23 protein-coding genes are annotated in these 24,433 nt (G+C 62.1%); 12 read left to right on the plus strand and 11 right to left on the minus strand.

Annotation, left to right across the window (positions count from 1 at the left end; translation table 11 throughout):
• Position 1 precedes the first annotated feature (1 nt).
• The 4 genes from nuoK to nuoN are packed head-to-tail and all read left to right on the plus strand — an operon-like array spanning position 2 to position 5,219.
• Positions 2–310, plus strand: coding sequence for an NADH-quinone oxidoreductase subunit NuoK (gene nuoK, locus C4J85_RS16560; protein WP_003174727.1), 309 nt, complete (start codon positions 2–4; stop codon positions 308–310).
• Positions 307–2,160 (plus strand): NADH-quinone oxidoreductase subunit L, encoded by a 1,854-nt coding sequence (gene nuoL / locus C4J85_RS16565; RefSeq protein ID WP_124367422.1) that lies wholly within the window; start codon positions 307–309, stop codon positions 2,158–2,160. Before nuoK ends, nuoL begins: the two co-directional genes overlap by 4 nt.
• A 55-nt stretch (positions 2,161–2,215) precedes the next feature.
• A complete protein-coding gene (gene nuoM / locus C4J85_RS16570) occupies positions 2,216–3,748 on the plus strand; it encodes an NADH-quinone oxidoreductase subunit M (RefSeq protein ID WP_025858974.1) in 1,533 nt (510 codons plus the stop codon).
• Positions 3,749–3,755: 7 nt separating this feature from the next.
• Entirely contained in the window at positions 3,756–5,219 is a 1,464-nt protein-coding gene (gene nuoN, locus C4J85_RS16575; RefSeq protein ID WP_124367423.1) for an NADH-quinone oxidoreductase subunit NuoN, read from the plus strand.
• A 640-nt stretch (positions 5,220–5,859) separates the two neighbouring features.
• Here nuoN and C4J85_RS16580 read toward each other — a convergent pair.
• On the minus strand, positions 5,860–6,612 hold the full coding sequence (locus C4J85_RS16580; protein WP_124367426.1) for an outer membrane beta-barrel protein: 753 nt from the start codon (positions 6,610–6,612) through the stop codon (positions 5,860–5,862).
• A 252-nt stretch (positions 6,613–6,864) separates the two neighbouring features.
• On the opposite strand from C4J85_RS16580, the gene C4J85_RS16585 reads away from it, so the two are divergent.
• On the plus strand, positions 6,865–7,101 hold the full coding sequence (locus C4J85_RS16585) for a DUF6555 family protein (RefSeq protein WP_124363304.1): 237 nt from the start codon (positions 6,865–6,867) through the stop codon (positions 7,099–7,101).
• Between the two features lie 43 nt (positions 7,102–7,144).
• Here C4J85_RS16585 and C4J85_RS16590 read toward each other — a convergent pair whose 3' ends face one another.
• The gene (locus tag C4J85_RS16590; protein ID WP_124407560.1) at positions 7,145–7,339 is read right to left on the minus strand and encodes a DUF6021 family protein; all 195 of its coding nucleotides are present in this window, start codon (positions 7,337–7,339) and stop codon (positions 7,145–7,147) included.
• A 14-nt stretch (positions 7,340–7,353) separates the two neighbouring features.
• Complete coding sequence (locus C4J85_RS16595) at positions 7,354–7,533, minus strand: hypothetical protein (protein WP_124363306.1); 180 nt, start codon at positions 7,531–7,533, stop codon at positions 7,354–7,356.
• Positions 7,534–7,647: 114 nt separating this feature from the next.
• Between C4J85_RS16595 and C4J85_RS16600 the strand changes: the two genes are divergently transcribed.
• Positions 7,648–8,157 (plus strand): DUF3087 family protein, encoded by a 510-nt coding sequence (locus C4J85_RS16600; RefSeq protein ID WP_124363307.1) that lies wholly within the window; start codon positions 7,648–7,650, stop codon positions 8,155–8,157.
• Here C4J85_RS16600 and C4J85_RS16605 read toward each other — a convergent pair.
• The 3 genes from C4J85_RS16605 to C4J85_RS16615 form a co-directional block, all read right to left on the minus strand.
• Positions 8,152–9,525 carry an MFS transporter gene (locus tag C4J85_RS16605; RefSeq protein WP_124410237.1) on the minus strand — a complete coding sequence of 458 codons (1,374 nt, stop codon included), beginning with the start codon at positions 9,523–9,525 and terminating at the stop codon, positions 8,152–8,154. The genes C4J85_RS16600 and C4J85_RS16605 overlap by 6 nt on opposite strands.
• 117 nt (positions 9,526–9,642) lie before the next feature.
• Complete coding sequence (locus C4J85_RS16610; RefSeq protein ID WP_124410238.1) at positions 9,643–10,032, minus strand: hypothetical protein; 390 nt, start codon at positions 10,030–10,032, stop codon at positions 9,643–9,645.
• Between the two features lie 86 nt (positions 10,033–10,118).
• Entirely contained in the window at positions 10,119–11,000 is an 882-nt protein-coding gene (locus C4J85_RS16615) for a Dyp-type peroxidase (protein WP_124410239.1), read from the minus strand.
• A gap of 138 nt (positions 11,001–11,138) precedes the next feature.
• Between C4J85_RS16615 and C4J85_RS16620 the strand changes: the two genes are divergently transcribed.
• Entirely contained in the window at positions 11,139–12,755 is a 1,617-nt protein-coding gene (locus C4J85_RS16620; protein ID WP_124407563.1) for an NADP-dependent glyceraldehyde-3-phosphate dehydrogenase, read from the plus strand.
• Between the two features lie 43 nt (positions 12,756–12,798).
• Complete coding sequence (locus C4J85_RS16625) at positions 12,799–13,860, plus strand: FUSC family protein (RefSeq protein WP_124410240.1); 1,062 nt, start codon at positions 12,799–12,801, stop codon at positions 13,858–13,860.
• Between the two features lie 166 nt (positions 13,861–14,026).
• Here C4J85_RS16625 and C4J85_RS16630 read toward each other — a convergent pair whose 3' ends face one another.
• Positions 14,027–14,779 (minus strand): TetR/AcrR family transcriptional regulator, encoded by a 753-nt coding sequence (locus C4J85_RS16630; protein WP_124367434.1) that lies wholly within the window; start codon positions 14,777–14,779, stop codon positions 14,027–14,029.
• 355 nt (positions 14,780–15,134) lie between these two features.
• Here C4J85_RS16630 and C4J85_RS16635 point away from each other — a divergent pair, with 355 nt between their 5' ends.
• From C4J85_RS16635 to C4J85_RS16650, 4 genes are read left to right on the plus strand one after another with little or no spacing between them, the layout of a single operon-like run.
• The gene (locus C4J85_RS16635; protein WP_124410241.1) at positions 15,135–15,839 is read left to right on the plus strand and encodes an ABC transporter ATP-binding protein; all 705 of its coding nucleotides are present in this window, start codon (positions 15,135–15,137) and stop codon (positions 15,837–15,839) included.
• Positions 15,836–17,035: an ABC transporter permease gene (locus tag C4J85_RS16640; protein WP_124367436.1), complete on the plus strand. Its 1,200-nt coding sequence runs from the start codon at positions 15,836–15,838 to the stop codon at positions 17,033–17,035. Before C4J85_RS16635 ends, C4J85_RS16640 begins: the two co-directional genes overlap by 4 nt.
• Positions 17,028–18,506 carry a TolC family protein gene (locus tag C4J85_RS16645; protein WP_124410242.1) on the plus strand — a complete coding sequence of 493 codons (1,479 nt, stop codon included), beginning with the start codon at positions 17,028–17,030 and terminating at the stop codon, positions 18,504–18,506. The genes C4J85_RS16640 and C4J85_RS16645 overlap by 8 nt, the downstream gene beginning before the upstream one ends.
• On the plus strand, positions 18,496–19,740 hold the full coding sequence (locus C4J85_RS16650; protein ID WP_124410243.1) for an efflux RND transporter periplasmic adaptor subunit: 1,245 nt from the start codon (positions 18,496–18,498) through the stop codon (positions 19,738–19,740). The genes C4J85_RS16645 and C4J85_RS16650 overlap by 11 nt, the downstream gene beginning before the upstream one ends.
• Positions 19,741–19,843: 103 nt before the next feature.
• On the opposite strand, the gene C4J85_RS16655 is transcribed toward C4J85_RS16650, so the two are convergent.
• Genes C4J85_RS16655 through C4J85_RS16670 form a run of 4 tightly spaced genes read right to left on the minus strand, consistent with a single transcriptional unit; the run spans position 19,844 to position 24,433 of the window.
• Positions 19,844–21,238 carry an FAD/NAD(P)-binding protein gene (locus C4J85_RS16655; RefSeq protein ID WP_124410244.1) on the minus strand — a complete coding sequence of 465 codons (1,395 nt, stop codon included), beginning with the start codon at positions 21,236–21,238 and terminating at the stop codon, positions 19,844–19,846.
• A 12-nt stretch (positions 21,239–21,250) separates the two neighbouring features.
• Complete coding sequence (locus tag C4J85_RS16660; protein ID WP_124371088.1) at positions 21,251–22,018, minus strand: ABC transporter ATP-binding protein; 768 nt, start codon at positions 22,016–22,018, stop codon at positions 21,251–21,253.
• A gap of 3 nt (positions 22,019–22,021) precedes the next feature.
• Entirely contained in the window at positions 22,022–23,362 is a 1,341-nt protein-coding gene (locus tag C4J85_RS16665) for an ABC transporter substrate-binding protein (protein WP_124407569.1), read from the minus strand.
• A gap of 21 nt (positions 23,363–23,383) precedes the next feature.
• Positions 23,384–24,433: a branched-chain amino acid ABC transporter permease gene (locus tag C4J85_RS16670; RefSeq protein ID WP_124407570.1), complete on the minus strand. Its 1,050-nt coding sequence runs from the start codon at positions 24,431–24,433 to the stop codon at positions 23,384–23,386.

Below are 24,433 nucleotides of genomic sequence, written 5' to 3' on the forward strand. Positions count from 1 at the left end.
GATGCCTGCTATCCCTTTGGAGCATGGTCTGGCGGTTGCCGGCATCCTGTTCTGCCTTGGCCTGGTCGGCCTGATGGTTCGCCGTAACATTCTGTTCGTGTTGATGAGCCTTGAAATCATGATGAACGCTGCCGCACTGGCGTTCATCGTGGCGGGTGCGCGTTGGGGCCAGCCGGATGGACAAGTCATGTTCATCCTGGTGATCAGCCTGGCAGCCGCCGAGGCCAGTATCGGCCTGGCGATCCTGCTGCAACTGTATCGTCGCTTCCACACGCTTGATATCGACGCTGCCAGTGAGATGCGCGGATGAACATGATCTTTCTGACTTTCGTATTTCCCCTGATCGGTTTCCTGCTGCTGTCGTTCTCTCGCGGACGCTGGTCGGAAAACCTCTCGGCCCTGATCGGCGTCGGCTCGATCGGCCTGTCGGCCATCGTGGCCGCTTACGTCATCTGGCAATTCAACGTAGCGCCGCCGGAAGGCGGTCACTACACCCTGGTGCTGTGGCAGTGGATGTCGGTGGAAGGCTTCAAGCCCAACTTCGCCCTCTACGTCGACGGCCTGTCGATCACCATGCTCGGCGTGGTGGTGGGTGTAGGCTTTCTGATCCACCTGTTCGCGTCCTGGTACATGCGCGGTGAAGCGGGCTACTCGCGCTTCTTCTCGTACACCAACCTGTTCATCGCCAGCATGTTGTTCCTGGTGCTCGGCGATAACCTGTTGTTCCTGTACTTCGGCTGGGAAGGCGTGGGCCTGTGCTCGTACCTGTTGATCGGTTTCTACTACAGCAACCGCAACAACGGTAACGCAGCACTCAAGGCGTTTATCGTCACGCGGATCGGCGACGTGTTCATGGCCATTGGCCTGTTCATCCTGTTCCAACAGGTGGGCACGCTGAACATCCAGGAACTGCTGGTGCTGGCGCCGCAGAAATTCCAGGTCGGCGATTTCTGGATCACCCTGGCCACCCTGATGCTGCTGGGCGGCGCCGTGGGTAAATCCGCGCAACTGCCACTGCAAACCTGGCTGGCGGACGCGATGGCTGGTCCTACCCCGGTATCGGCATTGATCCACGCCGCTACCATGGTGACCGCCGGTGTCTACCTGATCGCGCGTACCCACGGCCTGTTCACCCTAGCGCCGGACATCCTGCATCTGGTAGGCATCGTCGGTGGCGTGACCCTGGTACTGGCCGGCTTCGCCGCGCTGGTGCAGACCGACATCAAGCGTATCCTCGCCTACTCGACCATGAGCCAGATCGGCTACATGTTCCTGGCCCTGGGCGTTGGCGCCTGGGACGCGGCGATCTTCCACCTGATGACCCACGCCTTCTTCAAGGCCCTGCTGTTCCTTGCTTCCGGTGCGGTGATCGTGGCCTGCCACCACGAGCAGAACATCTTCAAGATGGGTGGCCTGTGGAAGAAACTGCCGTTGGCCTACGCCAGCTTCATCGTCGGTGGTGCCGCGCTCGCCGCCCTGCCGCTGGTGACCGCCGGTTTCTACTCCAAAGACGAGATCCTCTGGGAAGCCTTTGCCAGCGGTAACCAGAACCTGCTGTACGCAGGCCTGGTGGGTGCGTTCATGACCTCGCTGTACACCTTCCGCCTGATCTTCATCACCTTCCACGGTGAAGCCAAGACCGAAGCGCACGCCGGCCACGGCATCTCCCACTGGTTGCCACTGTCGGTGCTGATCATCCTGTCGACCTTCATCGGCGCCCTGATCACTCCGCCACTGGCCGGTGTACTGCCGGAAAGCGTCGGCCATGCCGGCGGCGAAGCCAAGCACAGCCTGGAAATCGCCTCCGGCGCCATTGCCATCGCCGGTATCCTGCTGGCGGCCCTGCTGTTCCTCGGCAAGCGTCGCTTCGTCACCGCCGTGGCCAACAGTGGCATTGGCCGCTTCCTGTCGGCCTGGTGGTTCGCTGCCTGGGGCTTCGATTGGATCTACGACAAACTGTTCGTCAAACCTTACCTTGCGATCAGCCACGTGCTGCGCAAAGACCCGCTCGACCAGACCATCGGTTTGATCCCGCGCGCCGCCAAGGCCGGTCACACCGCCCTGAGCCGCAGCGAGACCGGCCAGTTGCGTTGGTATGCGGCGTCCATGGCAGTGGGTGCCGTGCTGGTGATCGGCGCCATCGTCGTGGTAGCGGTCTGACTATGTTTAAGTGCACTGCGTACTTTGCGAACTTGCGAAAGGAAACGAGCCCGTCATGATTCTGCCCTGGCTAATCCTGATCCCCTTTATCGGCGGCCTGCTCTGCTGGATGGGTGAACGCTTCGGCGCCACCCTCCCCCGCTGGATTGCGTTGCTGACCATGTCCCTGGAACTCGCGCTCGGCCTCTGGCTGTGGGCCCATGGCGACTATTCATTCGCCCCCGCTCCGGGTGTCGATCCGACCTTCGCGCTTGAATTCAAGCACGTATGGATCCAGCGCTTCGGCATCAACGTTCACCTGGCCCTCGACGGCCTGTCGCTGTTGATGATCCTGCTGACCGGCCTGCTGGGTATCCTCTCGGTACTCTGCTCCTGGAAAGAAATCCAGCGTCACGTGGGCTTCTTCCACCTGAACCTGATGTGGATCCTGGGCGGCGTGGTCGGCGTGTTCCTGGCGCTGGACCTGTTCATGTTCTTCTTCTTCTGGGAAATGATGCTGGTGCCGATGTACTTCCTCATCGCGCTCTGGGGTCACAGTTCTTCGGACGGCAAGAAAACCCGGATCTACGCGGCGACCAAGTTCTTCATCTTCACCCAGGCTTCCGGCCTGATCATGTTGGTGGCGATCCTGGGCCTGGTACTGGTCAACTTCAACAACACCGGCGTGATTACCTTCAACTACGCCGACCTGTTGAAAACCAAGATGTCCCTGACCACCGAGTACGTGCTGATGCTGGGCTTCTTCATCGCCTTCGCGGTGAAGCTGCCGGTGGTGCCGTTCCACTCCTGGTTGCCTGACGCCCACGCCCAGGCGCCGACCGCCGGCTCCGTGGACCTGGCCGGTATCCTGCTGAAAACCGCTGCCTACGGCCTGCTGCGTTTCGCCCTGCCGCTGTTCCCGAATGCCTCGGCCGAGTTCGCGCCGATCGCCATGACCCTGGGTCTGATCGGGATCTTCTACGGTGCGTTCCTGGCCTTCGCGCAAACCGACATCAAGCGTCTGATCGCCTTCTCGTCCGTTTCCCACATGGGTTTCGTACTGATCGGCATCTACTCCGGCAGCCAACTGGCGCTGCAGGGCGCGGTGATCCAGATGTTGGCCCACGGTGTCTCGGCCGCTGCACTCTTTATCCTGAGTGGCCAGCTGTATGAGCGCCTGCACACCCGTGACATGCGTGAAATGGGTGGGGTGTGGTCGCGCATCGCGTACTTGCCGGCAATCAGCCTGTTCTTCGCCGCTGCATCGCTGGGCTTGCCGGGTACCGGCAACTTCATCGGCGAGTTCCTGATCCTGATGGGTGCCTTCGTGCAGACGCCGTGGATCAGCGCCATTGCTACCTCCGGTCTGGTGTTCGGTTCGGTCTACTCGCTGATCATGATCCACCGCGCCTACTTCGGCCCGGCCAAGTCCGACACCGTCCTGCAAGGGATGGATGCGCGCGAACTGATCATGGTGCTCGGCCTGGCGGTACTGCTGATCTACATCGGCGTATACCCACAGCCGTTCCTGGACACTTCTGCCGCAACGATGCATGGCGTGCAGCAGTGGTTCGGCACCGCCTTCTCTCAACTCGCTTCGGCCCGGTAAGAGCGCTATGGAATTCACGATCCAACACTTTATCGCGCTTGCGCCGCTGCTGATCACCAGCCTCACCATCGTGGTGGTGATGCTGGCGATCGCCTGGCGCCGCAATCATTCGCAAACGTTCCTGCTGTCCTGCGCCGGGTTGAACCTGGCCCTGCTGTCGATCATCCCGGCCCTCAAGGTCGCGCCACTGGCGGTCACGCCATTGATGATGGTCGATGACTTCGCGCTGCTGTATATCGCGCTGATCCTGGTCGCGACCCTGGCCTGCGTCACTCTCGCCCACGCCTACCTCGGCGAAGGCGGCACCGGCTACCCAGGCAACAAGGAAGAGCTGTACCTGCTGATCCTGCTGGCAGCGGCCGGCGGTATCGTGCTGGTCAGCGCGCAGCACTTGGCCGGCTTGTTCATCGGCTTGGAGCTGCTGTCGATCCCGACCTACGGCCTGGTGGCGTATGCCTTCTTCAACAAGCGCTCCCTGGAAGCCGGCATCAAGTACATGGTGCTGTCGGCTGCCGGTTCCGCGTTCCTGTTGTTCGGCATGGCCCTGCTCTACGCCGAAGCCGGCAGCTTGAGCTTCACCGGTATCGGCCACGCCCTGGCCGCCACCAACAGCCCGGCGCCGATTGCCCAACTGGGCCTGGCGATGATGCTGATCGGCCTGGCGTTCAAGCTCTCCTTGGTGCCGTTCCACCTGTGGACCCCGGACGTGTACGAAGGCGCCCCGGCGCCTGTGGCCGCGTTCCTGGCCACTGCGTCGAAAGTGGCCGTGTTTGCGGTGATGGTGCGTCTGTTCCAGATCTCGCCTGCCGCCAATACCGGCGTGCTGAGCAATGTACTGACTGTGATCGCCATCGCGTCGATCCTGTTCGGCAACCTGCTGGCGCTGACCCAGAACAACCTCAAGCGTCTGCTCGGTTACTCGTCCATCGCTCACTTCGGCTACCTGCTGATCGCCCTGGTGGCGAGCAAAGGCCTGGCCGTGGAGGCCATCGGCGTGTACCTGGTCACCTACGTGATCACCAGCCTTGGCGCATTCGGGGTGATCACCCTGATGTCCTCGCCGTACAAAGGCCGTGACGCCGATGCCCTGTACGAATACCGCGGCCTGTTCTGGCGCCGTCCGTACCTGACCGCCGTACTCACCGTGATGATGCTGTCCCTGGCGGGTATCCCGCTGACTGCCGGCTTTATCGGCAAGTTCTACATCGTCGCCACCGGCGTCGAGGCCCACCAGTGGTGGCTGGTCGCGTCCCTGGTCCTGGGCAGCGCCATCGGCGTGTTCTACTACCTGCGCGTGATGGTCACTCTGTACCTGATCGAGCCGAACCTGCGCCGTGTGGATGCCGAGCTGCATTGGGAACAGAAGGCAGGCGGCGTGATGCTGCTGGCCATCGCCCTGCTCGCCTTCTTCCTGGGCGTGTACCCGCAACCGTTGCTGACGCTGGTGCAGCATGCGGTGCTGGGGGTTTGATCGCTTAAGTTGATGCAGTAAACAGAACGGCGCCTTCGGGCGCCGTTTTTGCGTCTCAGAGTGAAACAATAGAGATGCAGTGCAACCACTATCGTCTTCGCGGGCAAGCCCACTCCCACATTTGGAATGCACTCCCCTAGGGGAAGTGGGCTTGCCCTGCTAATGCCAGTCAGTTAAGGCTTTTTGTAGGAACGAGGCGGGCGGCTAGCCCTTGCTCGCGAAAAACTCACAGCCACCGCGTTCATTCAGAAAGCACGCGTTATCGTTGACGCTTTTCGCGAGCAAGCTCGCTCCTACAGACGGCGGTGTACGCTTAACTGACTGGCATTAGGGCTTCGCGACAAAACTGTCTGACTCAATACAGGGAGAGATACTCTGGGCTAACGGCCACGGGCAAAAAAACGCCCCGACCCATATCGGAGCGTTTTTATGATCGTTCCCACGCTCTGCGTGGGAATGCCACCCGGGACGCTCCGCGTCCTGCTTTAAGCGCAAGATCCGGCACTTGCGCAAGGGTGACGCGGAGCGTCACGGGATGCATTCCCACGCGGAGCGGGGGAACGATCAACTGGGCTGATCTGAAACAGCTGCAAAAAAAACGCCCCGAATGTTCGGGGCGTTTTTTTACAGGGCTACAGCGTCAGAACGCGATACCGACCTTGAAGCCATACTCATCACGCTTGAGCTTGGTGTTGTCGGCCACATAGGAGTCGTCATCGAGCTTATACTCGGTGCGGGTGTAGTAAAGGCCCGCCATTACCGGCAGGTCGCCCTTCTGGTTCATCAGCAGGCTGACTTCGGCATAAGGGTTGGTGCGGTCCTTGAGGTCCACGCTGTCGCTGCCGACGCCATCCACCTTGAGTTTGGCGCGACCATCAATGGTATGACGGGCGCCGGCTTCAACGCGCAGGGTCATGTCATCGAACTGGTGGTTGTAGCCCAGGGCCGCCTTGGCGAACGGCGACTTATTGGTGAGCTTCATGTCGTAGCCATTGGTGTCCGGCTCATAACGGGTCCAGGTGTAGCCACCGCCGACAATCACGTCGACGAAGTTGCGCGCATCCAGCGCGGCACGCCAGCCGAGGTCGAGGTCGGCCTGGCCTTCCTTGAGTTTGTTGTCGCTTTTCTCACCGTACTTGGCTTCGATACCGGCCTGGTAGATAAAGCCGGATTCAGCGGTGAGCTTGTTGCCAAAGTTGTAGAACAGGCCCGCCTCGGGCATGTGCTCCTTGTCGCTGTCGCTACCGCCTTCAAGTTTGAAGTCGTTATAGCTGCCGAGAATCCCGAAGGTGGAAATCGGGTCGGTGGACGGCGCAGCGAACACCACGGTTGGCGCGGCCACCAGGGCCAGCAACGAGGTGTTCTTGAGAAATTTTCCGAATAGTCTGGACATCGTTTACATCTCCATTTTTGAGTGGGCAAAGTATTCAGGAATCGGTTCGAACCTCGGCGTTTACAAAAAGTTCGAACGGATTTGCACCAAAATGGACAAAAAACGGTTCAGCGAAGGCTCTAGGTCAATACTCTTCGCTATCGGCCAGGAGCCAGTGTTCAAGTCACCGCGCAAGTGCCGCTGCGAATTGTGATTTTGAATGAACCTTTCCGCGCGCCTACCTATCCATCTATAACAAGACAGGGAGGCAACATGAGTACCGCTAAGATCTACACCATCCACTATCAACTACACGGTAAACCCAAGTCTTTCGTGGTACGCGCCGAGGTGATGAACAGCACCGAAGCCTGGCATTGGGCGGCCGTCGATGCCGACATCGCGCACGTCAGCCGCATCGGCCGCGTGGGGCACGAGCAAGTAAAGAAAACCACCCGGCCCTGGGCTGAAAAGTACGGCATCACTGACGTGAGCTGGAACCCTCCAAAATAACCCCCTCCAAATAAACAAAGCCCCGCAAAGTGCGGGGCCTGGTTCACTTCTTCAAGTCGCCCAGCGGATCGTAGGGCGGCTTTTTTTCCGGCGGCTTTTGCTTGTCCAGCGGCGCGATGGCCGGGCCGACGGGGTCGACCTGCGGGTCAGCCAAATCAGGCGAATCGGGATCGAATCCCAACTCATCGTTACCGCTGGCGTGTTCGTCGGAACGCGGGCCGTTCGGGGGATTGCTCATGAAGACCTCCTTGCTTACAGCGGGCGGGCTTTGTCGTGAAGGTTTTCCAGGTCGTGTTCGACCCGCTCCACATCGTCGTTGTCTTGACGCTCCGCCGGATCATTGGGGCGCAGTGCATCGTTATCGCGCTCCTCTTCACCGGGCGTGCGATCAGGATCAGGCGTGCCAGGCGGCGGTTGCTTGTGTTCGGACATGATGGCTTACCTCATGGGGACTTCACGGATTTAGAGGAACCCCTTGTGGCCATCGTTCAACTTGATTGCTTCAAGCATGAGAAGATGCCCTCCCGTGCTGGAGACCTGACCCGAATGTTCGAACTCAAACCCTGTGACCCGGCTGTCTACCGACAGCAGACCCGCCGCAGCACGCTGATCGTCGCTGTGGTGTTCCTGGCCCTGGCGATGCTGCTGTCGAGCCTGGCGGTGATGCTGTTCGGTGAACCGGGCGGTGATAACTTACGCTTCAATGTCGGCGGGGTGTTTGCCGGGGTATTGATCACCGTCGCCCTGGTGCGCGGCCCGTTCTGGAACCAGGCGTGGTTGGCGCCGGCGGTATACGGCTGGCAGCTCAAGCGTAGCCTGATGAGCGTGACCAATGTGATGCATAAGGTCAGCGAACGAGTCCAGGCCAATGACCCCAGCGCGATCAAGCTGCTGCGCTTCTACCACCTGGGCCTGACGCAGATGCATGCCCTGGATGCCAACTCCAGCGCCCAGGCGCAACTGGCCGATGAGATCGACGCGCATGCGGCGAAAATGCAGGCACTGGGCATCGATACCGAACAGACCCGCCTCGATCCGGCGTGGCTACAGCTATAAAGACTGATCCGTACGTTTATAGGGCAATAAACGCAGGCCGCTGGCCACGGCCCCGGCCAGCGCGAACACGCACCCCAGCCACAGTGCGTATTGCGGGCCACTGTCCACGAACAGATGAAAACACAACGCTACCAACGATGCGCCCAGCGTCTGCCCCAGCAGCCGCGAGATCGCCACGATGCCACTGGCCCCGCCGCTGCGAGCCAACGGTGCGCTGGTCATCAAGGCCTTGAGGTTGGGCGATTGGAAAAAGCCGAAACCGGCGCCGCAGAGGGCCATGCGCCAGCCGATCTCGAAGGCCGAGGCGTCAGTGCCCAAGGTGGCCAGCGCAGCCATGCCGACGCTGAGCATCAACAAACCAATGCCACACAGCAGGCCCAGTGACACACGATCGGCCAGGCGACCTGCGATCAAAGCCATGACCGCCACCACGGCCGGCCACGGTGTCATCAGAAAACCAGTTTCCACTTGGCTGTGGCCCAGCGTCGATTGCAACAGAAACGGCAGCGCCACAAACGCCAGGCCCTGGGCACTGAAGGCACAGATCGCGGTCAGCGAAGACAATGCAAACACCGGGCGCTTGAACAAATCCACCGCCAGCATCGGCGCCGGGTGCCCGGCCTCGCGGCGCAGCAGCAACGCGCCGAACACCAGCGCCAGCGCGATCAGCCCCAGGGTCAGCGTGCCCTGTGCGCCATGCACGGCAGCGCCCAAACCCAGGACCAGCAAGGCGAACAAGCCTGCGCACAACAGCGCCGCCAACCGGTCGAAGGCGTGCCCCATGATTGGCAGCACGGGTAACGATCGCAGGCCCAGGCCGAGGGCCAGCAGCCCCAACGGCACATTGATCAGGTACAGCCAGTGCCAGGTGGCGACCGAGAGGATCGCCGATGCGGCGGTGGGGCCCAAGGTGAACGCCAGCCCCACCACCAGCGAGTTATAGCCCAGGCCACGCCCGAGCATGTTTGCGGGGTAGATATGCCGCAGCAACGCGGTGTTGACGCTCATCAGCGCCGCCGCCCCCAGGCCTTGCGCCACCCGTGCGGCAGTCAGGGTCAGCAGCGAATCGGCCAGCCCGCACAACAACGACGAAACAATGAACAGCAGCAACCCGCCCAGGTACACGCGGCGATGCCCCAGTACATCGCTCAGCGCCGCGAACGGCAGCACCGTCGCGACAATCGCCAACTGGTAGGCGTTGACCACCCAGATCACCGAAGCCGAGTCAGTGCCAATACCCTCCGCCAGCGTCGGCAAGGCGGTATTGACGATGGCGGTGTCGAGGGTCGCCATGCCGATCCCCAAGGACAGGGCAATCACGGCCGGCAAGCGTTTATTGAGGGGCAGCCCATCGGCAACAGAAGACATGAACGATCCGCACGGGTGGCAAGGGCGCTTAGATTACGACCAGTGCAGATTTTTTTCAGCGGTCATTGGCGTGGCTGTCAATTTTTTCATGTTCGCCGAGGCCTGGCCTGGCCCGGCTCAATAGGTGATTTGGACGGTGGTAACGGACGGGCTCATGCAGTGATTACAGGCTAACTGATCAGCCGCCATCTGCGGATTCCAAGGGCCGATCACGCCGTCGCGCTTGCCGTTGTCATCCACTGAATCCAGTGCCTTCAGGACGTTGTCACGTTTGAGTACTTCGCGGGCCAGTTGGGTTTCATTGTCTTTTTGCGCGTCGCCCGTCAGCGAACGTCCCGCCACTTCACGGATTTTGTCCGTGGTTGCATTCGGAGTCGTCGGGTGCTTGAACGCCTGGAAGTTGTCACCAAACGCCTTGGCCAGATCCGAATCCGACATCTTCGAGTAATTGCCGGGGGACGGACGTGCCGGTGAAACGTGCGACACGCAAATGCTTGAGATCAGCATGGTTAAGTGCTCCTGGAAGTTTGCCGAGGTCGCTGTTCTGTGGCCAGCGACTATCGGTCAGTTCCAAGGCTTCAGGGGGCAAGCTGTCACCTGTGGATCGGCGTAGCCGGGGTAATCGCGCTCAGGTCCAAATGCCCCTGTTTCAACGGCGGGCACCAATAGTAGCCGCCGGTCAACGGTGTGCTGATGCGATACAAGCCATCGACAATCCCGTCTTCCAGGCCACTCATGCGGCGCAGTTGCGCTTCGAATGCATCGAAGGAATGCCCGAACGCGAGAAACATCAGCCCCGCCTGGCCGTTCTCGGCCCATGGCATCGAACGACGCACCACGAAGGCCTCCGGGGTGAAGCTTTCCTGTGCGGTGCGCTTGGTGTGGGCAAATTGGGGGGCGTCGTCGAGCTCTTCGTTGTCGCCATGGCGGCGGCCGATGATGTGGTCGCGCTCCTGGGCCGGCAGCGCGGCGAAACCGTCGAGGTCGTGCTGCCATTGCTGGATAGCGGCGAAGCTGGCGCCGCTGTCCGTCAGGGCCGCTTCAACGGCCGCGTCGTCGTGAGGGTTCTCAGTGCCGTCTTCGTAGTCGGTCAGGTCGAAACCGGTCTTGTAGCGAAAGCCTTCGGTCATTTGTACCAGGCGCAACGCCGGCGCCAGGGCTTTTTCGAACGCGCGACTGCGCAGCAACAACTCACCCCGGTCCACGCCATGCAGCCACACCCACAGGGCCTGCTGGGTGGAGGGGTTATGCGCGCCCGGGCCGCTGAGGGCCGGGAAGCTACGCAGCCCTTCGATGCGTGCACCCAATGCGTTTACCAGCGGCTCACCGAAACCGACCACCGCCGCGGAGTCCGTCAACTGCACCAGTGCGTCCAGCGCAGCGGGCAAGGCGTCCAGGGACTCAATGGCAAAAAACAGATGGCGTGCCTGCAACGGCACCGGTGCGGCAAGAATGCCCGGCTGGTACTGACTCATGTGAACTCCTTCAAGAAAGCCGCGCAGTTTATCCCGAAGCACCCGGAATGCGCAGGGGAAAGCGCGCAAGCCTTGCCATAGAACCCTGGTATGGGTGACTCTCTAGTCATGTTTTGCAACTATTCCAGGGGTAGCGCCATGACCACCAGTAACCTGCTCGCCCAGTTGTTTCCCGCCTCCACCGCCGACATTCCCGAGCCATTTCGCCTGGGCGCGCCGATTGAACAGCGTGATTACCTGGTCGACGGCCAGTTGCGGGTGTGGAATGGCCCGTTGGCGCGCATCCAAAGCCCGGTGCAACTTGGCGATGAACGCGTGCACATCGGCAGCACCCCGCTGCTGGATGCCGAGACCGCCCTTACCGCCCTCGACGCGGCCGTGCGCGCATATGACCGGGGCCAGGGTGAATGGCCGACCCTGCGCGTGGCCGACCGCATCCAGCATGTGGAAGCCTTCCTGCGGCGCATGCGCGAACAGCGCGACGCGGTGGTCAAGCTGCTGATGTGGGAGATCGGCAAGAACCTCAAGGACTCGCAGAAAGAGTTCGACCGCACCTGTGACTACATCACCGACACCATCAACGCCCTCAAGGAACTCGACCGGCGCAGCAGCCGCTTCGAACTGGAACAGGACACCCTGGGGCAAATCCGCCGCGTACCGCTGGGCGTGGCGCTGTGCATGGGGCCTTATAACTACCCGCTCAACGAGACCTTCACCACGCTGATCCCGGCGCTGATCATGGGCAATACCGTGGTGTTCAAGCCGGCCAAGCTCGGCGTGCTGTTGATCCGCCCGTTGCTGGAGGCGTTCCGCGACAGCTTCCCGGCCGGGGTGATCAACGTGATCTACGGCAGCGGCCGCGAAACCGTCAGCGCGCTGATGGCCAGCGGCAAGATCGATATCTTTGCCTTCATCGGCACCAACAAAGCCGCCAGCGACCTGAAAAAACTGCATCCAAAACCCCACCGCCTGCGCGCCGCATTGGGCCTGGATGCGAAAAACCCCGGCATCGTGCTGCCCGAGGTCGACCTTGATAACGCGGTCAGCGAAGCGCTCACCGGCTCGCTGTCGTTCAACGGCCAACGCTGCACCGCGTTGAAAATCCTGTTTGTGCACGCGGATGTGGTCGATAGCTTTATCGAGAAGTTCAACGCCAAGCTAGCGACGCTCAAGCCCGGTATGCCTTGGGACGATGGCGTAGCGCTGACGCCGCTGCCGGAAGTGGGCAAGGTGGATTATCTCAACGAACTGGTGGCCGATGCGGCGCGCCACGGCGCCAAGGTTGTCAACGCCGAAGGTGGCAGCAGCCGTGGGTCGTTCTTCTACCCGGCGGTGCTATACCCGGTGAACCCGCAGATGCGCGTGTACCACGAAGAACAATTCGGCCCCGTCGTGCCGATCGTGCCCTACCGTGACCTGGATACCGTGATCGACTACGTGCTGGACTCGGATTTCGGCCAGCAGTTGAGCATTTTCGGTACCAACCCCGTCGAAGTCGGACGCCTGGTGGATACATTCGCCAACCAGGTCGGCCGGATCAATATCAACGCTCAGTGCCAACGCGGGCCGGACACCTTCCCCTTCAACGGGCGCAAGAACTCGGCCGAGGGGACGTTGTCGGTACATGACGCGCTGCGTGTGTTCTCGATCCGCACCTTGGTCGCGACCAAGTTCCAGGAGAGCAACAAGGCGTTGCTCAGCGATATCCTGCGCAACCGTGACTCGAGCTTCATCAGCACCGACTACATTTTTTGAGCGCACCGCGCGCGCTCCTGCAATCGAGGCCCCTTTACTACCGATGAACCTGCCTATGCTCGCCCGGCGCCTGCTGCGCCCTGTGCTCGACCCGTACCGGCGCTATCGCCATGCCAAGCTGATCCACGCGGTACGCGTGTCCATCGGCTTGCTGGCAACGATCCTGCTGACCACCGGCATCAACCTGCCCCATGGTGAGTGGGCGTCGGTGACCATGCTGATCGTGATCGGCGGGTTGCAGCACCACGGCAATATCGGCAAGAAAGCCGTGGAACGCGCCTACGGTACGTTGATCGGGGCCAGCGTTGGCTTGTTGGTGGTGGTGCAACATGCCTGGCTGGGTATGCCGCTGCTCACCTACTTATTGATGTCGGCGGTGTGTGGGTTCTTTTCCTACCACGCCATCGGCAAGGGCGGCTATATCGCGCTGCTGTCGGCGATCACGGTGTTTATCGTGGCCGGGCACGGCGACAACCCGATCTCGGATGGGTTGTGGCGCACCGTCGACATCCTGATCGGCATCGCGCTGGCCCTGGCGTTTTCCTTCGCCCTGCCGTTGTACGCGGTGTACTCATGGCGCTACAACCTGGCCAGTGCCTTGCGCGATTGTGCAGCGATCTACAGCCGGATCATCAATGGCCAATCGGTCACCGATGACGAACACCTCAAACTGCTCAACCGCTTGAACGCGGCCATGCTGCAACTGCGCTCGCTGATGCCGTCGGTGTCCAAGGAAGTGCGAATTTCCATGACCGAGCTGGATAAACTCCAGCGGCACCTGCGCATGTGCATCAGCACCCTGGAGATTCTTGGCAATACCCGACCGGACCCGCGTGATGAGCAAGCTAGCGCGCGGATGCGCGTGATGCTCAAGGCCGAGCATCGGCAGATTCGGGTGCAGTTGGTGGGAATGGCACGGGCGTTGAAATCGGGCGTTACGGAGCGTCTGCAACGCCCCCATACCGCCAGCGGCACCCAAACCAAACTGGATGCACCGGTATACAGTGCGCTGGATGGTTATCGATTGTTGACCGTACAACTGGCGGATAACGTGGATCAGATGCGCCAGCGGCTGGCGAAAAGTGCCCCTCGCTGGAACATCTAGAGAAGGCCGTTGGGTAAATTTGCTCGCATTAACGCATTCACACTTTCTCTTACATATTTTTCACGTTTTATTCACAAGCCGAGACGTAGTGTGAAGCCTCATCCGTTACAAACGTTGCATATCAAGCCCGCCGCCCCAGCGGGCTTTTTTTTGCCCTGGATTTGACCTAGCGCGCAACCTTGCCGGCAGGCGTTGTTGCCTGCTCACGAATCGCCCGCTGGGTCTCCAGCACTTTGGCCAAGGCCGTTTCGGCCTCAGCGCTCTGCTGCGGCACACGAATGGCCGCCGATACCAGGGTGATCAACTTGGCCATCACTTCGGCATCCGTCGCCGGGCGCCCGAGGCTCATGGAGTTCATCAGCAGGCGCAATTCAGTGCCGGCCATCACCCCGGAAATCGCCTTGAGCGCAAATTGCAGGCGCACGCCCAGTTCATTGCGTGGCAAATCCGGCAATGCCAGGGCGAACGCCTCGAAGAAACGCTGGAACACTGGCTGGTAATGCACCTTGAGGTATTCCTGGATAAACGGCGAGGTGTCGCTGTACACCCGACCGAGAAAACGGATAAAGGAACGCCCTTCCCCGCTGGCTGGATCGCTGCGTTCCAGGCCCATGGCCGGGGCGAACAGCACGCCGAGCAGCGTGTCGCAGTCCAGCGGGCCATCGGACTCGGCCTCGCAACGCGCCAGCAATTCCAGGCGCTGCTCGTTGAGCGGCTCCAGGCGCTGCATCAGCAGGGTTTTCATCAGGGAGTCTTTGTCCCCGAAGTGATAGTTCACCGCAGCCAGGTTGACCTGGGCGCGCTCGGTAATCTGCCGTAATAAAACCGCGTCATATCCGTACTTAATAAAGAGCGCCTCTGTCGCATCCAGCAGTCGAGTCTTGGTAATGTTTGGAGCGCTGAGCTTCTTCGCGGCCATAAGGGTTCCACGGGGGAAATATTGTTTTAAAAAATAATTTGATTTTTTATACCGGGGCCTTCGTTCGAAAGCAAGTAATGACACGGTGCCATATGAGCAAAAGCCTTGCATGCGAGAATATTCATGGTCGCCAACGGATTTTCAACCCTTCGCGAGGCCTGCGCAAACGTCATCTCAACGCAACAAACCGCTCTACATCCACAGCTGGCGAAGCGGATTGAACGCGGTTACTATTCAAACAATTTTTTAAAAACAAGAAATTAAACTAGTCGGTGACGGCATCGGCAGCCCCGCAAACTTGTTACAAAGATTTGCAGGGCCACCCAAGACCGTCGAGACTGCAGGCGTAGTCATAATGACCGAGACCCCCGCGCACCCCAGCTTGATTTCCCTGCAAGGCATCGGCAAAAGCTATCAGCTTGCCGGGCAACAGCTGTCGATTCTGAATGACGTGTGCCTGTCCATCGCCAGCGGTGACAGCTGCGGCATCCTCGGCGCATCCGGCTCCGGCAAAAGCACCCTGCTCAATATCCTCGGCCTGTTGGACTTGCCCAACTGCGGCCAGTACCACTTCGCCGGCCATGACATTTTCAACGCCACGGCGGATGAACTGGCGGCGATCCGTAACCAGCAGATCGGTTTCGTATTCCAGAGCTTCAACCTGCTGCCGCGCCTCAGCGCCCTCGACAACGTCGCGCTCCCGCTCAGTTATCGTGGCGTATCTCGCCATGAATCGGTGGAGCAGGCCTTGCGCATGCTCGAGCAAGTCGGCCTGGCCGAGCGCGCCCATCATCGTCCCGCTGACCTCTCCGGTGGTCAACGCCAGCGCGTCGCCATCGCGCGGGCGCTGGTCGGCAAGCCCTCGGTCATCCTCGCCGACGAACCCACCGGCAACCTCGACAGCAGCACCGCCCAAGACATCATGGACCTGCTCCTCACCCTCAATCGCGAGCAACAGGTAACGCTGATCATCGTCACCCACGACGCGCAGATCGCCGAGCGGCTGGAGCGCAAGATCCGGGTGCGCAACGGCGTGGTGCACGAGGACCAGCGCCGATGAGCCTGCGGGTCGAGCAGAGCCTGAGCCAACTGCTGCATGAAGCGTTCATCAGCCTGCGCACCCTGGGCAAACGCTCGGTGCTGGCCCTGCTGGGTATCGTGATCGGCAGCTCATCGGTGGTGGCGTTGATCAATATCGGCCATAACGCCGCGACCGACGCCGCGATGATTTTCAAGGACATGGGCACCGACACCCTGGTCGTCCAGTTCCCGCCCAAAGGCACCAGCAACGTAGCGATGCGCAGCCAGATCGACCTGGAACCGGTGCGCCAGGCTGTGCCGGGCATCGCCCATATCGGCGCGCTCAGCCTGTTCAGCGGGCCCATCGTGTTCCATGGCCGCAGCGCCAATGCCAACTTCGTCGGCAGCACCCCGGATGTACACGCCGCCATGCGCCTGGCGCTGCGCGAGGGGCGTTTCCTGTCCGCCTTCGATGCCAATGAAACCTATGGTGTGATCGGTGACCAGGTCGCCCAGGCGCTCGGCGCACCCGGTGAGCCGCTCAAACTGGGCGACCGCGTGCGCATCAACGACTACCTGTTCCTGATCATCGGCATCCTGCACAACCAGCCCCGCGCGATGCTGATGCCGGTACAAGCCAATGAATCGCTGTTCATTCCCGTCGAGGGCATGCGGCGTATCCTCGCCAGCCCGCAGATCAACAATGTGATCATCCGCGCCCAGCCTGGACAAGACATGGAACGTGTGGCGCGGGACGCCGCCGCCGCGCTGCAACCGCAATTGACCGAGCACACGGTCGACATCACCGTACCCCAGCAAATGATCGATGGCATGACCCGCCAAAGCCGCACCTTCGCCTATCTGCTGTTGGCCCTCGGCGCGATTTCGCTGGTGGGCGGCGGTGTCGGGGTGATGAATGTGATGCTGATGAACGTATCGGAGCGGCGCCGTGAGATCGGCATTCGCATGGCCCTGGGCGCGCGCCAGCGGGATATCCGCAACCTGTTCCTGCTCGAAGCCGTCACCTTGACCGCCGTCGGCGCGTTGTGCGGCGCGGTACTGGGCATGACCGCCGCCTGGTTCTACGCGTGGCTGTCGGGCTGGGCATTTTCCCTGGCGGTGGCCGCCCTGCCCCTGGGCGTCGGCAGTACGTTGCTGGTGGGTCTGTTCTTCGGCATCTACCCGGCGGTCTCGGCCTCACGGTTGCAACCGGTGGAGGCCTTGCGCGATGAATAAGGGGCTACTGCTGCTGGCGCTGGTCAGCCTGCCCGGCATGGCGGCCGACGTGGTCGTCAAACCCTCGGCGCCCAGCAGCACCCGCAGCGGCTATGACCGCGGCGTATCGCTGAACGCCCAGGTGACGACCTTGACCCTGGGCGACGCCGTGTACCTGGGCCTGCGCAACAACCCGGCGATCCGCAGCGCTTACCTGCAGCGGGTCGCGCAGAAGTTCGACCTGCGGGTCGCCGAAGACGTGTTCAACCCCAAGCTCACCCTCAACAGTTATTACCGTGGCACACGCGGTTCCCAGGACAGCGCGCGCAACGCCAACCTCGCACCGTCCACCAGCCTGCTCGGCGAATACGGCACCCGTTTGAGCATGGCCTGGACCCAGCAACTGAACAACGCCGACCGTGCCGGCCGTTACCGCAGCGACGGCCTTGACCTGGCCGTCATCCAGCCGCTGATGCGCGGCGCCGGCTGGGACGCCACCACGGCGCCGCTGCGCCTGTCGCGCCTGGCGGAGCAGGCCAACCGCCTCAACCTCAAGGCTACCGTGGCGCAAACCATCAGCCAGATCATCGCGGCCTACCGCGAGCTGCTGCGGGCCCAGGAACAACAGGTGATCGTCCAAGATGCGCTCAAGCGTTCCAACACCCTGCTGGAGGTGAACAAAGCATTGATCAGCGCCGGGCGCATGGCCGAGTTCGAGATCGTGCAGACCGAAGCCGACATCGCCACCCAGCAATTGGGCGTCGAAGAAGCGCAGAACCAACTCGATACCAGTCGCCTGGCCCTGCTGCGCCTGCTGGCCCTGGACCTGTCCACGCCGATTCGCGCCACCGAAGCCCTGGAGGCCAGGCCCATGGAAATCGACAGGCGCCAGGCGTTCAACCTCGCGCAAACCCAGCAACCGGAATACCTCGCCGCGCTGCTGGGCAGCCAGCAAGCCGACCTGAACCTGGTGATCGCCAAGGATTCCGGGCGTTGGCAAGTGGACCTGGTGGCCGGTGCGAATCAGGTGCGCGACGCCTACGATAACGATAACGGCCGTACCAATAACCGCACCTGGGACAGCTACGCCGGGGTACAGGTGCAGATCCCCATCGGTGACATCAGCACGCGCCAGGCAGAAGTACGCGCGCGGGTGAATGTCGAGGACCAGGAAATTCGCATCACCGACGCCCGCCAGGAACTGGAACGCAACGTCAACGACGTGGTGCGCGACCTCGGCACCCGTTGGCGCCAATATGAAATCTCCCAGCGCGCCGTGGAGCTGTCGCGGCGCAAGATCGAGATCGAACGGGAAAAACTCAGCGCCGGGCGCTCCACCAACTTTCAGGTGCTGAGCTTCGAGACTGACCTGCGCAACGCCGAAAACGCGCGCCTCAATGCGCTGATCGCCTATTTGAACGCTCAGACCCAGCTTGACTTGACGCTGGGCATGACCCTGGAAAGCTGGGAAATCGCCCTCAATGACTACTAATCGCAAACGCCTGCTGGGTGCTGTGTTGATCGTGCTGCTGGCAGCGGTGGGGCTGGCGCTGCGCAGCCCGGCCGAAGGGCCGGCCACCCGTGAACAATGGCTGGCGGTGAAGCCCGACCCGCTGGTGCACCAGATCGGCCTGGTGGGCAAGATCGAGCCCGACACCACCGTTACGCTCACCGCGCCGTTCGACGGCAATGTCTTGGCCAACCTGGTCGAGCAAGGCCAACGCGTCGAGGCCGGCCAGGTGCTGTTGCGCATGGACCCGGCCACCTTGGAAGTGCAACTGCGCGAAGCCCTTTCGGCCCAGCTCAAGGCCCGGCGCACCGTGCAGGAAATGCAGGACTGGGACAGCAGCGCCGCCGTCAGCCGGGCCCGGCGCAGCCTGCGCACCGCAGAAATGACCGCCGGCAATACCCAGCGCAAACTCACTGAAAGCGAAAACCTGTTCAAGCGCGGCATCATCCCGCGCAACGAGCTCGACGACCTTAAGCAACAGACCCAGCAGCAACAGCTGGACCTGACAGCGGCGCGCAGTGAACTGCAACAGGCGCTGGAGCAGGGCAAGGGCGTATACCGGCAGATCGCCGATATGGAGCTGACCAACGCCACGGTCAAATATGACGCCCTGCACACCCTGCTCGAAGGCAAGGAGGTCAAGGCGCCCTTCTCCGGCATCGTGGTGCCCGCGCCCGGCATCAGCACCTCGTCCCAGGGCGGCAGCACTAACAACGCACCGGTACAAGCCGGCAGCAAGGTCAGCCAGGGCCAGGTGCTGTTCGGCCTGGCCAATATCGAGCGTTTGAAAATCGTCGCGAAGGTCTCTGAACTGGACATCAACCAACTGCATCAAGGGCAGGCGGTGGAAGTTATGGGCGATGGGTTTGACGGTGAGCGCCTGACCGGTTCGGTAAGCGTGGTCAGTGGCCTGGCGATCGCCAACGACAGCCAGGGCAGCGCGCAGTTTGCGGTGACCTTGTCGATCCCCAGGCTCACGCCGCAGCAATTGCAGCGGGTGCGGCTGGGAATGAGCGCGCGGTTGACCATTGTGACTTACAACAATGCGCAGGCGATTGTGGTGCCGAGCGAGGCACTCGGCCCGGACAGCACCGTCGAGTACCGAGCGGCGATGGACCAGCCATTGGAGCGGGTGAAGGTGACGACCGGGCAATCAACGCCGCAAGGCGTCGAGGTGTTCGGCCTCAAGCCAGGATTTGTGAAGACCTCAAGATAAATGAAGATCCAACTGTGGGAGGGGGCTTGCTCCCGATAGCGGTGAATCAGTCACACATGCTTTAACTGACCCACCGCCATCGGGAGCAAGCCCCCTCCCACATTTAGATTTGGGTCAGTTTCAAGGCCAGTGCCTTGGCCTGAATCGCCACGTCCGTGACGGCGGTGCTCTCCCACCACATACCCCGCAACGGCGGGCCCATGGCGAACAGCCGCTCACTCACCTGGCCTTGGGCATCCAGCACTGCGCCAGACGTATCCGCCGCAATCCCCAGCGCCAACGGCCCCGGCCGGATCAACCCGCGCTTGAGCAGTTGTTGCGGCAACGGCCGGGCTACGCGGCGCCAGTCGTATTCGATGCCGCTGGAGTTGATCAGCGCCGCTCCGTGCACCTGGGTGAGCGCCTGCTCGCCGCGATGGCGCAGGCGAATCGCCACACCGCTGGCCGAAGGCACCAGCCCCTTGAACGACGCCGCGTGAATCTGCAGGCGCCCTTGCGCGTGCAAGCGTTCCACCAACTGCGCACTCAACGGCGGCGAACGGTGGTGATGGCTTTCCCACCACGGCCGCACATGCCGCACGAACTGGCGTTTCTCGCGGTCGCTGGCCTGGCTCCACAACCTGGCAATATGCACCCGAACCGTGTCCAGCGGCGCCTGCCAATCGACGTCCTGCTCGAGCGCGATGCGGCATTGCCGCCGCACCTCACGCACCAGTTGCCGAGGGCTGCGCAGCCGCTGATCAGCGCCAAGAAAATCGTCCCAGCCCGGCGGCTGGCGGCGCACATGGGGCAACAGACCGTGACGCGAAAACACCTCGATAGGCCCACGGTGCCCGGCTTGTTCAAGGGACACCACGGCATCCACCATGGTCAGCCCGGAACCGATGATCAGCACGGTCGCATGCGGGTCGAGCTGGGTCATGGCCTGCACGTCCCACGGGTCCAGCGCCGCAGCGTTCAGTCCGCTGGATTCGGTCTGCGGCGTGCGGGCCGCCGGGAACATGCCGGTGGCCAATACCGCAAAGGTGCCACGCAGGCGTTCGCCGTTATCCAGGGACACCAAGGTGCCGGCAGCCTCAACCTGTAAGTCGACCACCTCTGCACGGACATGCTCGACCGTGGAAGCCGACAGCGCCTTGGCCTCAGCCAGGCGCTGCTGCGCGTACAGGCCAAAAATCCCGCGTGGCGGGAACAGTTCGCTGATGGGCACGGGCTGTTGGGCCGATTCCGGCCACCCCCCGGCGCCAATGTAGGCGGTGAGCCATTGGGTCAGGTCATCGGCATTGTCCGGGTCGACACTCATGCGCGCCGCATTGCCGTTCAAGGTGTGGCCCAGCTCGACCGCACTGTAGGCCTCGCCCCGCCCCAGTTCCGCGCGCGGCTCAATCACCAGGATGCGCCGCCGGCCTGGCAGGCGCAGCAACTGCACCGCCAGCATCGTACCGCTCAGGCCGCCGCCGACGGTCAGTACATCAGCGTTGCGGATGGATTCACTCATGCACGTTCGCCCTTAGCGTTTACCCAGATAAATGTCATGCAAATCACCCCGTGCCAACAGCTCGGCGGCACTGCCACTCAGCACCACTCGCCCAGTATCCAGCACGTAGCCCTGGGACGCATAGGTGAGCGCGACGTTGATATTCTGCTCGGCGATCAGAAAGCTCACCTGCTCGTCGCGGTTGAGCTGCGCAATGATCGCGAAGATCTCCTGCACGATCATCGGCGCCAACCCCATCGATGGCTCGTCGAGCAGCACCAACGCAGGACGGGTCATCAATGCCCGGCCAATCGCGACCATCTGCTGCTCGCCCCCGGAAGTCAGCCCGGCGCGGGTGTGGCGCTTGGTCTTGAGCCTGGGGAACCAGGTGTAGATGCGCTCCAGGTCGCTGGCCAGTTCCTTGCGACTCAAGCGCCGCACGAAGCCGCCGCTGCGCAGGTTGTCTTCCACCGTGAGCTGGCCGAACACATGACGGCCTTCCAGCACATGCACCATGCCCTGGCGCACGCGCTGGCTGGGGTCCACACCCGCCAGGTCGTGGCCGGCGTATTCGATGCGGCCACGGCTGACTTCGGCGCGCTCGGCCCGCACCAACCCGGAAATGGCCTTGAGGGTGGTGCTCTTGCCGGCGCCATTGGCGCCGAGCAACGCAACGATGGCGCCCTTGGGCACACTCAGCGACACCCCGGCCACCGCCAGGATCGCACCGTCATAGATCACCTCGATGTCGTCGACCGTCAGCAGCGCCGGGCGCCCTGGCTCGATGGCAGGCTGGTTCATGGTTTATTCATCCCCGTTGCAGGTGCGTGGCGTCAGGTGTTTTTCCTTGGCGAACGCGGCGGATTTTTCATCGATCAGCGGACGCAACAGCGCACGGTCAGCGGCGATCCAGTCGCTGATCAGCGCCCAGTTGGCACCGTCCCACTGCTGCACCCGCGCCGAGCCGCCGCCCTCGTGGTCGCGGCAGGACAGCTTGAGGTTCTGCATCAGGCCCAGGTAGCCCATGTCTTTGAGGCGCGCATCGTCGATATTCAGGTGTTCCAGGCCCCAGCGGCCCTCTTCGCCATTGAGCGGGCGCTTGCCGAAGCGGGCCTGGCCCGTGCGGATCGCCTCCACCGCCACAGCGGCGTTCACCAGGCCTGAGTTGTAGTAAACACTGCCGAAGTTTTTCAGGTCCTTGAGGTCGCTGTGGCCCTTGTCGAGGACGTATTGCTTGAGGCGTTTGTGGATCTCGAAGTCGCTGCCTGCAGGGTACGGCGTGAGCGCCAGGTAGCCTTTGGCGGCGACGCCGGCGGGTAACACGTCCTCGCTGGAACTGGCCCAGATATCGCCGATGATATGGTCGACCGGGAAGCCGAAGCGCGCCGCCGTCTTCACCGCCACCGGGGTCGACACGCCCCAGGTGCGCAGGAATACCCAATCCGGATTGGCCTGGCGGACCTGGCGCCACTGCGCCGACTGCTCGTTGCCGGGGTCGGCCACCGGGATCTGGATATTTTCAAAGCCGTACTTTTCAGCAAGCAGCTTCAATGGGCCAAGGGTTTCGCGACCGTAGGCCGAGTCGTGATAGACCGTGGCGATCTTCTTGCCCTTGAGTTTGTCGAAGCCGCCTTCGCGCTCGGCGATGTAGTTCACCAGGGTCGAGGCCTCGCTGTAGAAGGTCAGCATCACCGGGAAGTTGTAGGGAAATACCGTGCCATCGGTGGCTTCGGTGCGCCCGTAACCCAAGGTGATCAGCGGGATCTTGTCGACTTCCGCCCGTTCGCTGAGTGCGTAGGCCGCCGGCGCGCCGTTGGGCTGGTACACCGCGACCGGCGCGCCGTCCAAGCCATTCTTGAAGCGCTCGTAGCACTCGATGCCCTTCTCCGCCGTCCATTCGGTCTCGCACTCCTGCCACACCAGCTTCACGCCGTTGATGCCGCCTTCGACTTCATTGATATAGCGCAGGTAGTCGATCATCCCGGCCCACACCTGCACGCCGCTGGAGGCATAGGCGCCGACCCGGTAGGTGGCCAGGGGAATGAATTGCTGGTCGGGCGAAGCCATGGCCTGGGGCACGGCGCCGGTCAAGGCCGCCAGCGCGAATGCGGTGCCGACCAGGGAACGTTTCAGGGATGCACGCATGGAGATTCTCTTGAGGGAAGGTTAGAAGCGCAGCGGCCACTGCCGCAGACGCTCACGCAGGTTGTGCAACAGGCGAATCAGGCCCTCGGGTTCCTTGATCAGGAACACGATGATCAACACGCCAAAGATGATTTTCTGTAGGTTCTGCAACTGCCCCGCATCCACCGCGCCGCCGAACAGCGCCTGCCCGGCGTGGCTGAGCAGAATCGGCAGCAAGCTGATAAAGGCCGCGCCCACGAAGTTGCCGGCGATGCTGCCCATGCCACCGATAATGATGATGAACAGGATCTGGAACGAGCGGTTGATATCGAAACTGCTGGCACTGGCCGTGCCCAGGTAGGCGAAAGCCCACAGCGCACCGGCTACGCCTAAATAGAACGAGCTGATCGCGAACGCCAGGCGCTTGTAGCGCACCACCGGAATGCCGACCACGGCGGCGGCGGTGTCCATGTCGCGGATCGCCATCCAGTTGCGCCCCACTTGGCTGCGCACCAGGTTGACGGCGGTCCAGGTCAACAGCAGCACCGTGACCAGGGTCAGCCAGTAGCGGCCCAACGGGGTATTGAGGTCGTGGCCGAACAGCGTCAGCTGCGGGGCGGAAATAGTCCCGGAAGAGCCGTAGTTATAGAACCAGGGGAATTTGACGAACAACCATTCAAGGAAAAACTGCGCCGCCAGCGTCGTCACCATCAGGTAGAAACCCTTGATCCGCGAGCTGGGCAGGCCGAACAACAGGCCCACCAGCGCGCTGATAATCCCGCCGCCGAGCAACGCCACTGGCAAGCCCAACTCCGGCAGGCGCAGTAGAAAACCGTAGGTGGCGAAGGCCCCGACCGCCATGAAGCCCGCCGCGCCGACCGATGTCTGCCCGGTGTAACCGGTGAGCAGGTTCAGGCCCAGCCCGGCCAGCGACAGCACCAGGAAGGGCACCAGAATCGCATTGAGCCAATAATCATTGCCCCACAGCGGTACCGCGATAAACGCCAGCGCCAGCCAGGCGAACAGGCCCCAGGGCAAGCGACGCGGCACCAGCAGCAGCGGCGCGGTGGGTTGTGCAACAGAGGTCGACAT

The organism is Pseudomonas sp. R4-34-07 (assembly GCF_003852375.1).
In the GTDB taxonomy this organism is placed as follows: domain Bacteria; phylum Pseudomonadota; class Gammaproteobacteria; order Pseudomonadales; family Pseudomonadaceae; genus Aquipseudomonas.

Excerpts from the sequence above, each read along its gene's own strand:
- nuoK (WP_003174727.1), top strand. The coding sequence starts at position 2 with ATGCCTGCTATCCCTTTGGAGCATGGTCTGGCGGTTGCCGGCATCCTG.
- nuoL (WP_124367422.1), top strand. The coding sequence starts at position 307 with ATGAACATGATCTTTCTGACTTTCGTATTTCCCCTGATCGGTTTCCTG.
- nuoM (WP_025858974.1), top strand. The coding sequence starts at position 2,216 with ATGATTCTGCCCTGGCTAATCCTGATCCCCTTTATCGGCGGCCTGCTC.
- nuoN (WP_124367423.1), top strand. The coding sequence starts at position 3,756 with ATGGAATTCACGATCCAACACTTTATCGCGCTTGCGCCGCTGCTGATC.
- C4J85_RS16580 (WP_124367426.1), bottom strand. The coding sequence starts at position 6,612 with ATGTCCAGACTATTCGGAAAATTTCTCAAGAACACCTCGTTGCTGGCC.
- C4J85_RS16585 (WP_124363304.1), top strand. The coding sequence starts at position 6,865 with ATGAGTACCGCTAAGATCTACACCATCCACTATCAACTACACGGTAAA.
- C4J85_RS16590 (WP_124407560.1), bottom strand. The coding sequence starts at position 7,339 with ATGAGCAATCCCCCGAACGGCCCGCGTTCCGACGAACACGCCAGCGGT.
- C4J85_RS16595 (WP_124363306.1), bottom strand. The coding sequence starts at position 7,533 with ATGTCCGAACACAAGCAACCGCCGCCTGGCACGCCTGATCCTGATCGC.
- C4J85_RS16600 (WP_124363307.1), top strand. The coding sequence starts at position 7,648 with ATGTTCGAACTCAAACCCTGTGACCCGGCTGTCTACCGACAGCAGACC.
- C4J85_RS16605 (WP_124410237.1), bottom strand. The coding sequence starts at position 9,525 with ATGTCTTCTGTTGCCGATGGGCTGCCCCTCAATAAACGCTTGCCGGCC.
- C4J85_RS16610 (WP_124410238.1), bottom strand. The coding sequence starts at position 10,032 with ATGCTGATCTCAAGCATTTGCGTGTCGCACGTTTCACCGGCACGTCCG.
- C4J85_RS16615 (WP_124410239.1), bottom strand. The coding sequence starts at position 11,000 with ATGAGTCAGTACCAGCCGGGCATTCTTGCCGCACCGGTGCCGTTGCAG.
- C4J85_RS16620 (WP_124407563.1), top strand. The coding sequence starts at position 11,139 with ATGACCACCAGTAACCTGCTCGCCCAGTTGTTTCCCGCCTCCACCGCC.
- C4J85_RS16625 (WP_124410240.1), top strand. The coding sequence starts at position 12,799 with ATGAACCTGCCTATGCTCGCCCGGCGCCTGCTGCGCCCTGTGCTCGAC.
- C4J85_RS16630 (WP_124367434.1), bottom strand. The coding sequence starts at position 14,779 with ATGGCCGCGAAGAAGCTCAGCGCTCCAAACATTACCAAGACTCGACTG.
- C4J85_RS16635 (WP_124410241.1), top strand. The coding sequence starts at position 15,135 with ATGACCGAGACCCCCGCGCACCCCAGCTTGATTTCCCTGCAAGGCATC.
- C4J85_RS16640 (WP_124367436.1), top strand. The coding sequence starts at position 15,836 with ATGAGCCTGCGGGTCGAGCAGAGCCTGAGCCAACTGCTGCATGAAGCG.
- C4J85_RS16645 (WP_124410242.1), top strand. The coding sequence starts at position 17,028 with ATGAATAAGGGGCTACTGCTGCTGGCGCTGGTCAGCCTGCCCGGCATG.
- C4J85_RS16650 (WP_124410243.1), top strand. The coding sequence starts at position 18,496 with ATGACTACTAATCGCAAACGCCTGCTGGGTGCTGTGTTGATCGTGCTG.
- C4J85_RS16655 (WP_124410244.1), bottom strand. The coding sequence starts at position 21,238 with ATGAGTGAATCCATCCGCAACGCTGATGTACTGACCGTCGGCGGCGGC.
- C4J85_RS16660 (WP_124371088.1), bottom strand. The coding sequence starts at position 22,018 with ATGAACCAGCCTGCCATCGAGCCAGGGCGCCCGGCGCTGCTGACGGTC.
- C4J85_RS16665 (WP_124407569.1), bottom strand. The coding sequence starts at position 23,362 with ATGCGTGCATCCCTGAAACGTTCCCTGGTCGGCACCGCATTCGCGCTG.
- C4J85_RS16670 (WP_124407570.1), bottom strand. The coding sequence starts at position 24,433 with ATGTCGACCTCTGTTGCACAACCCACCGCGCCGCTGCTGCTGGTGCCG.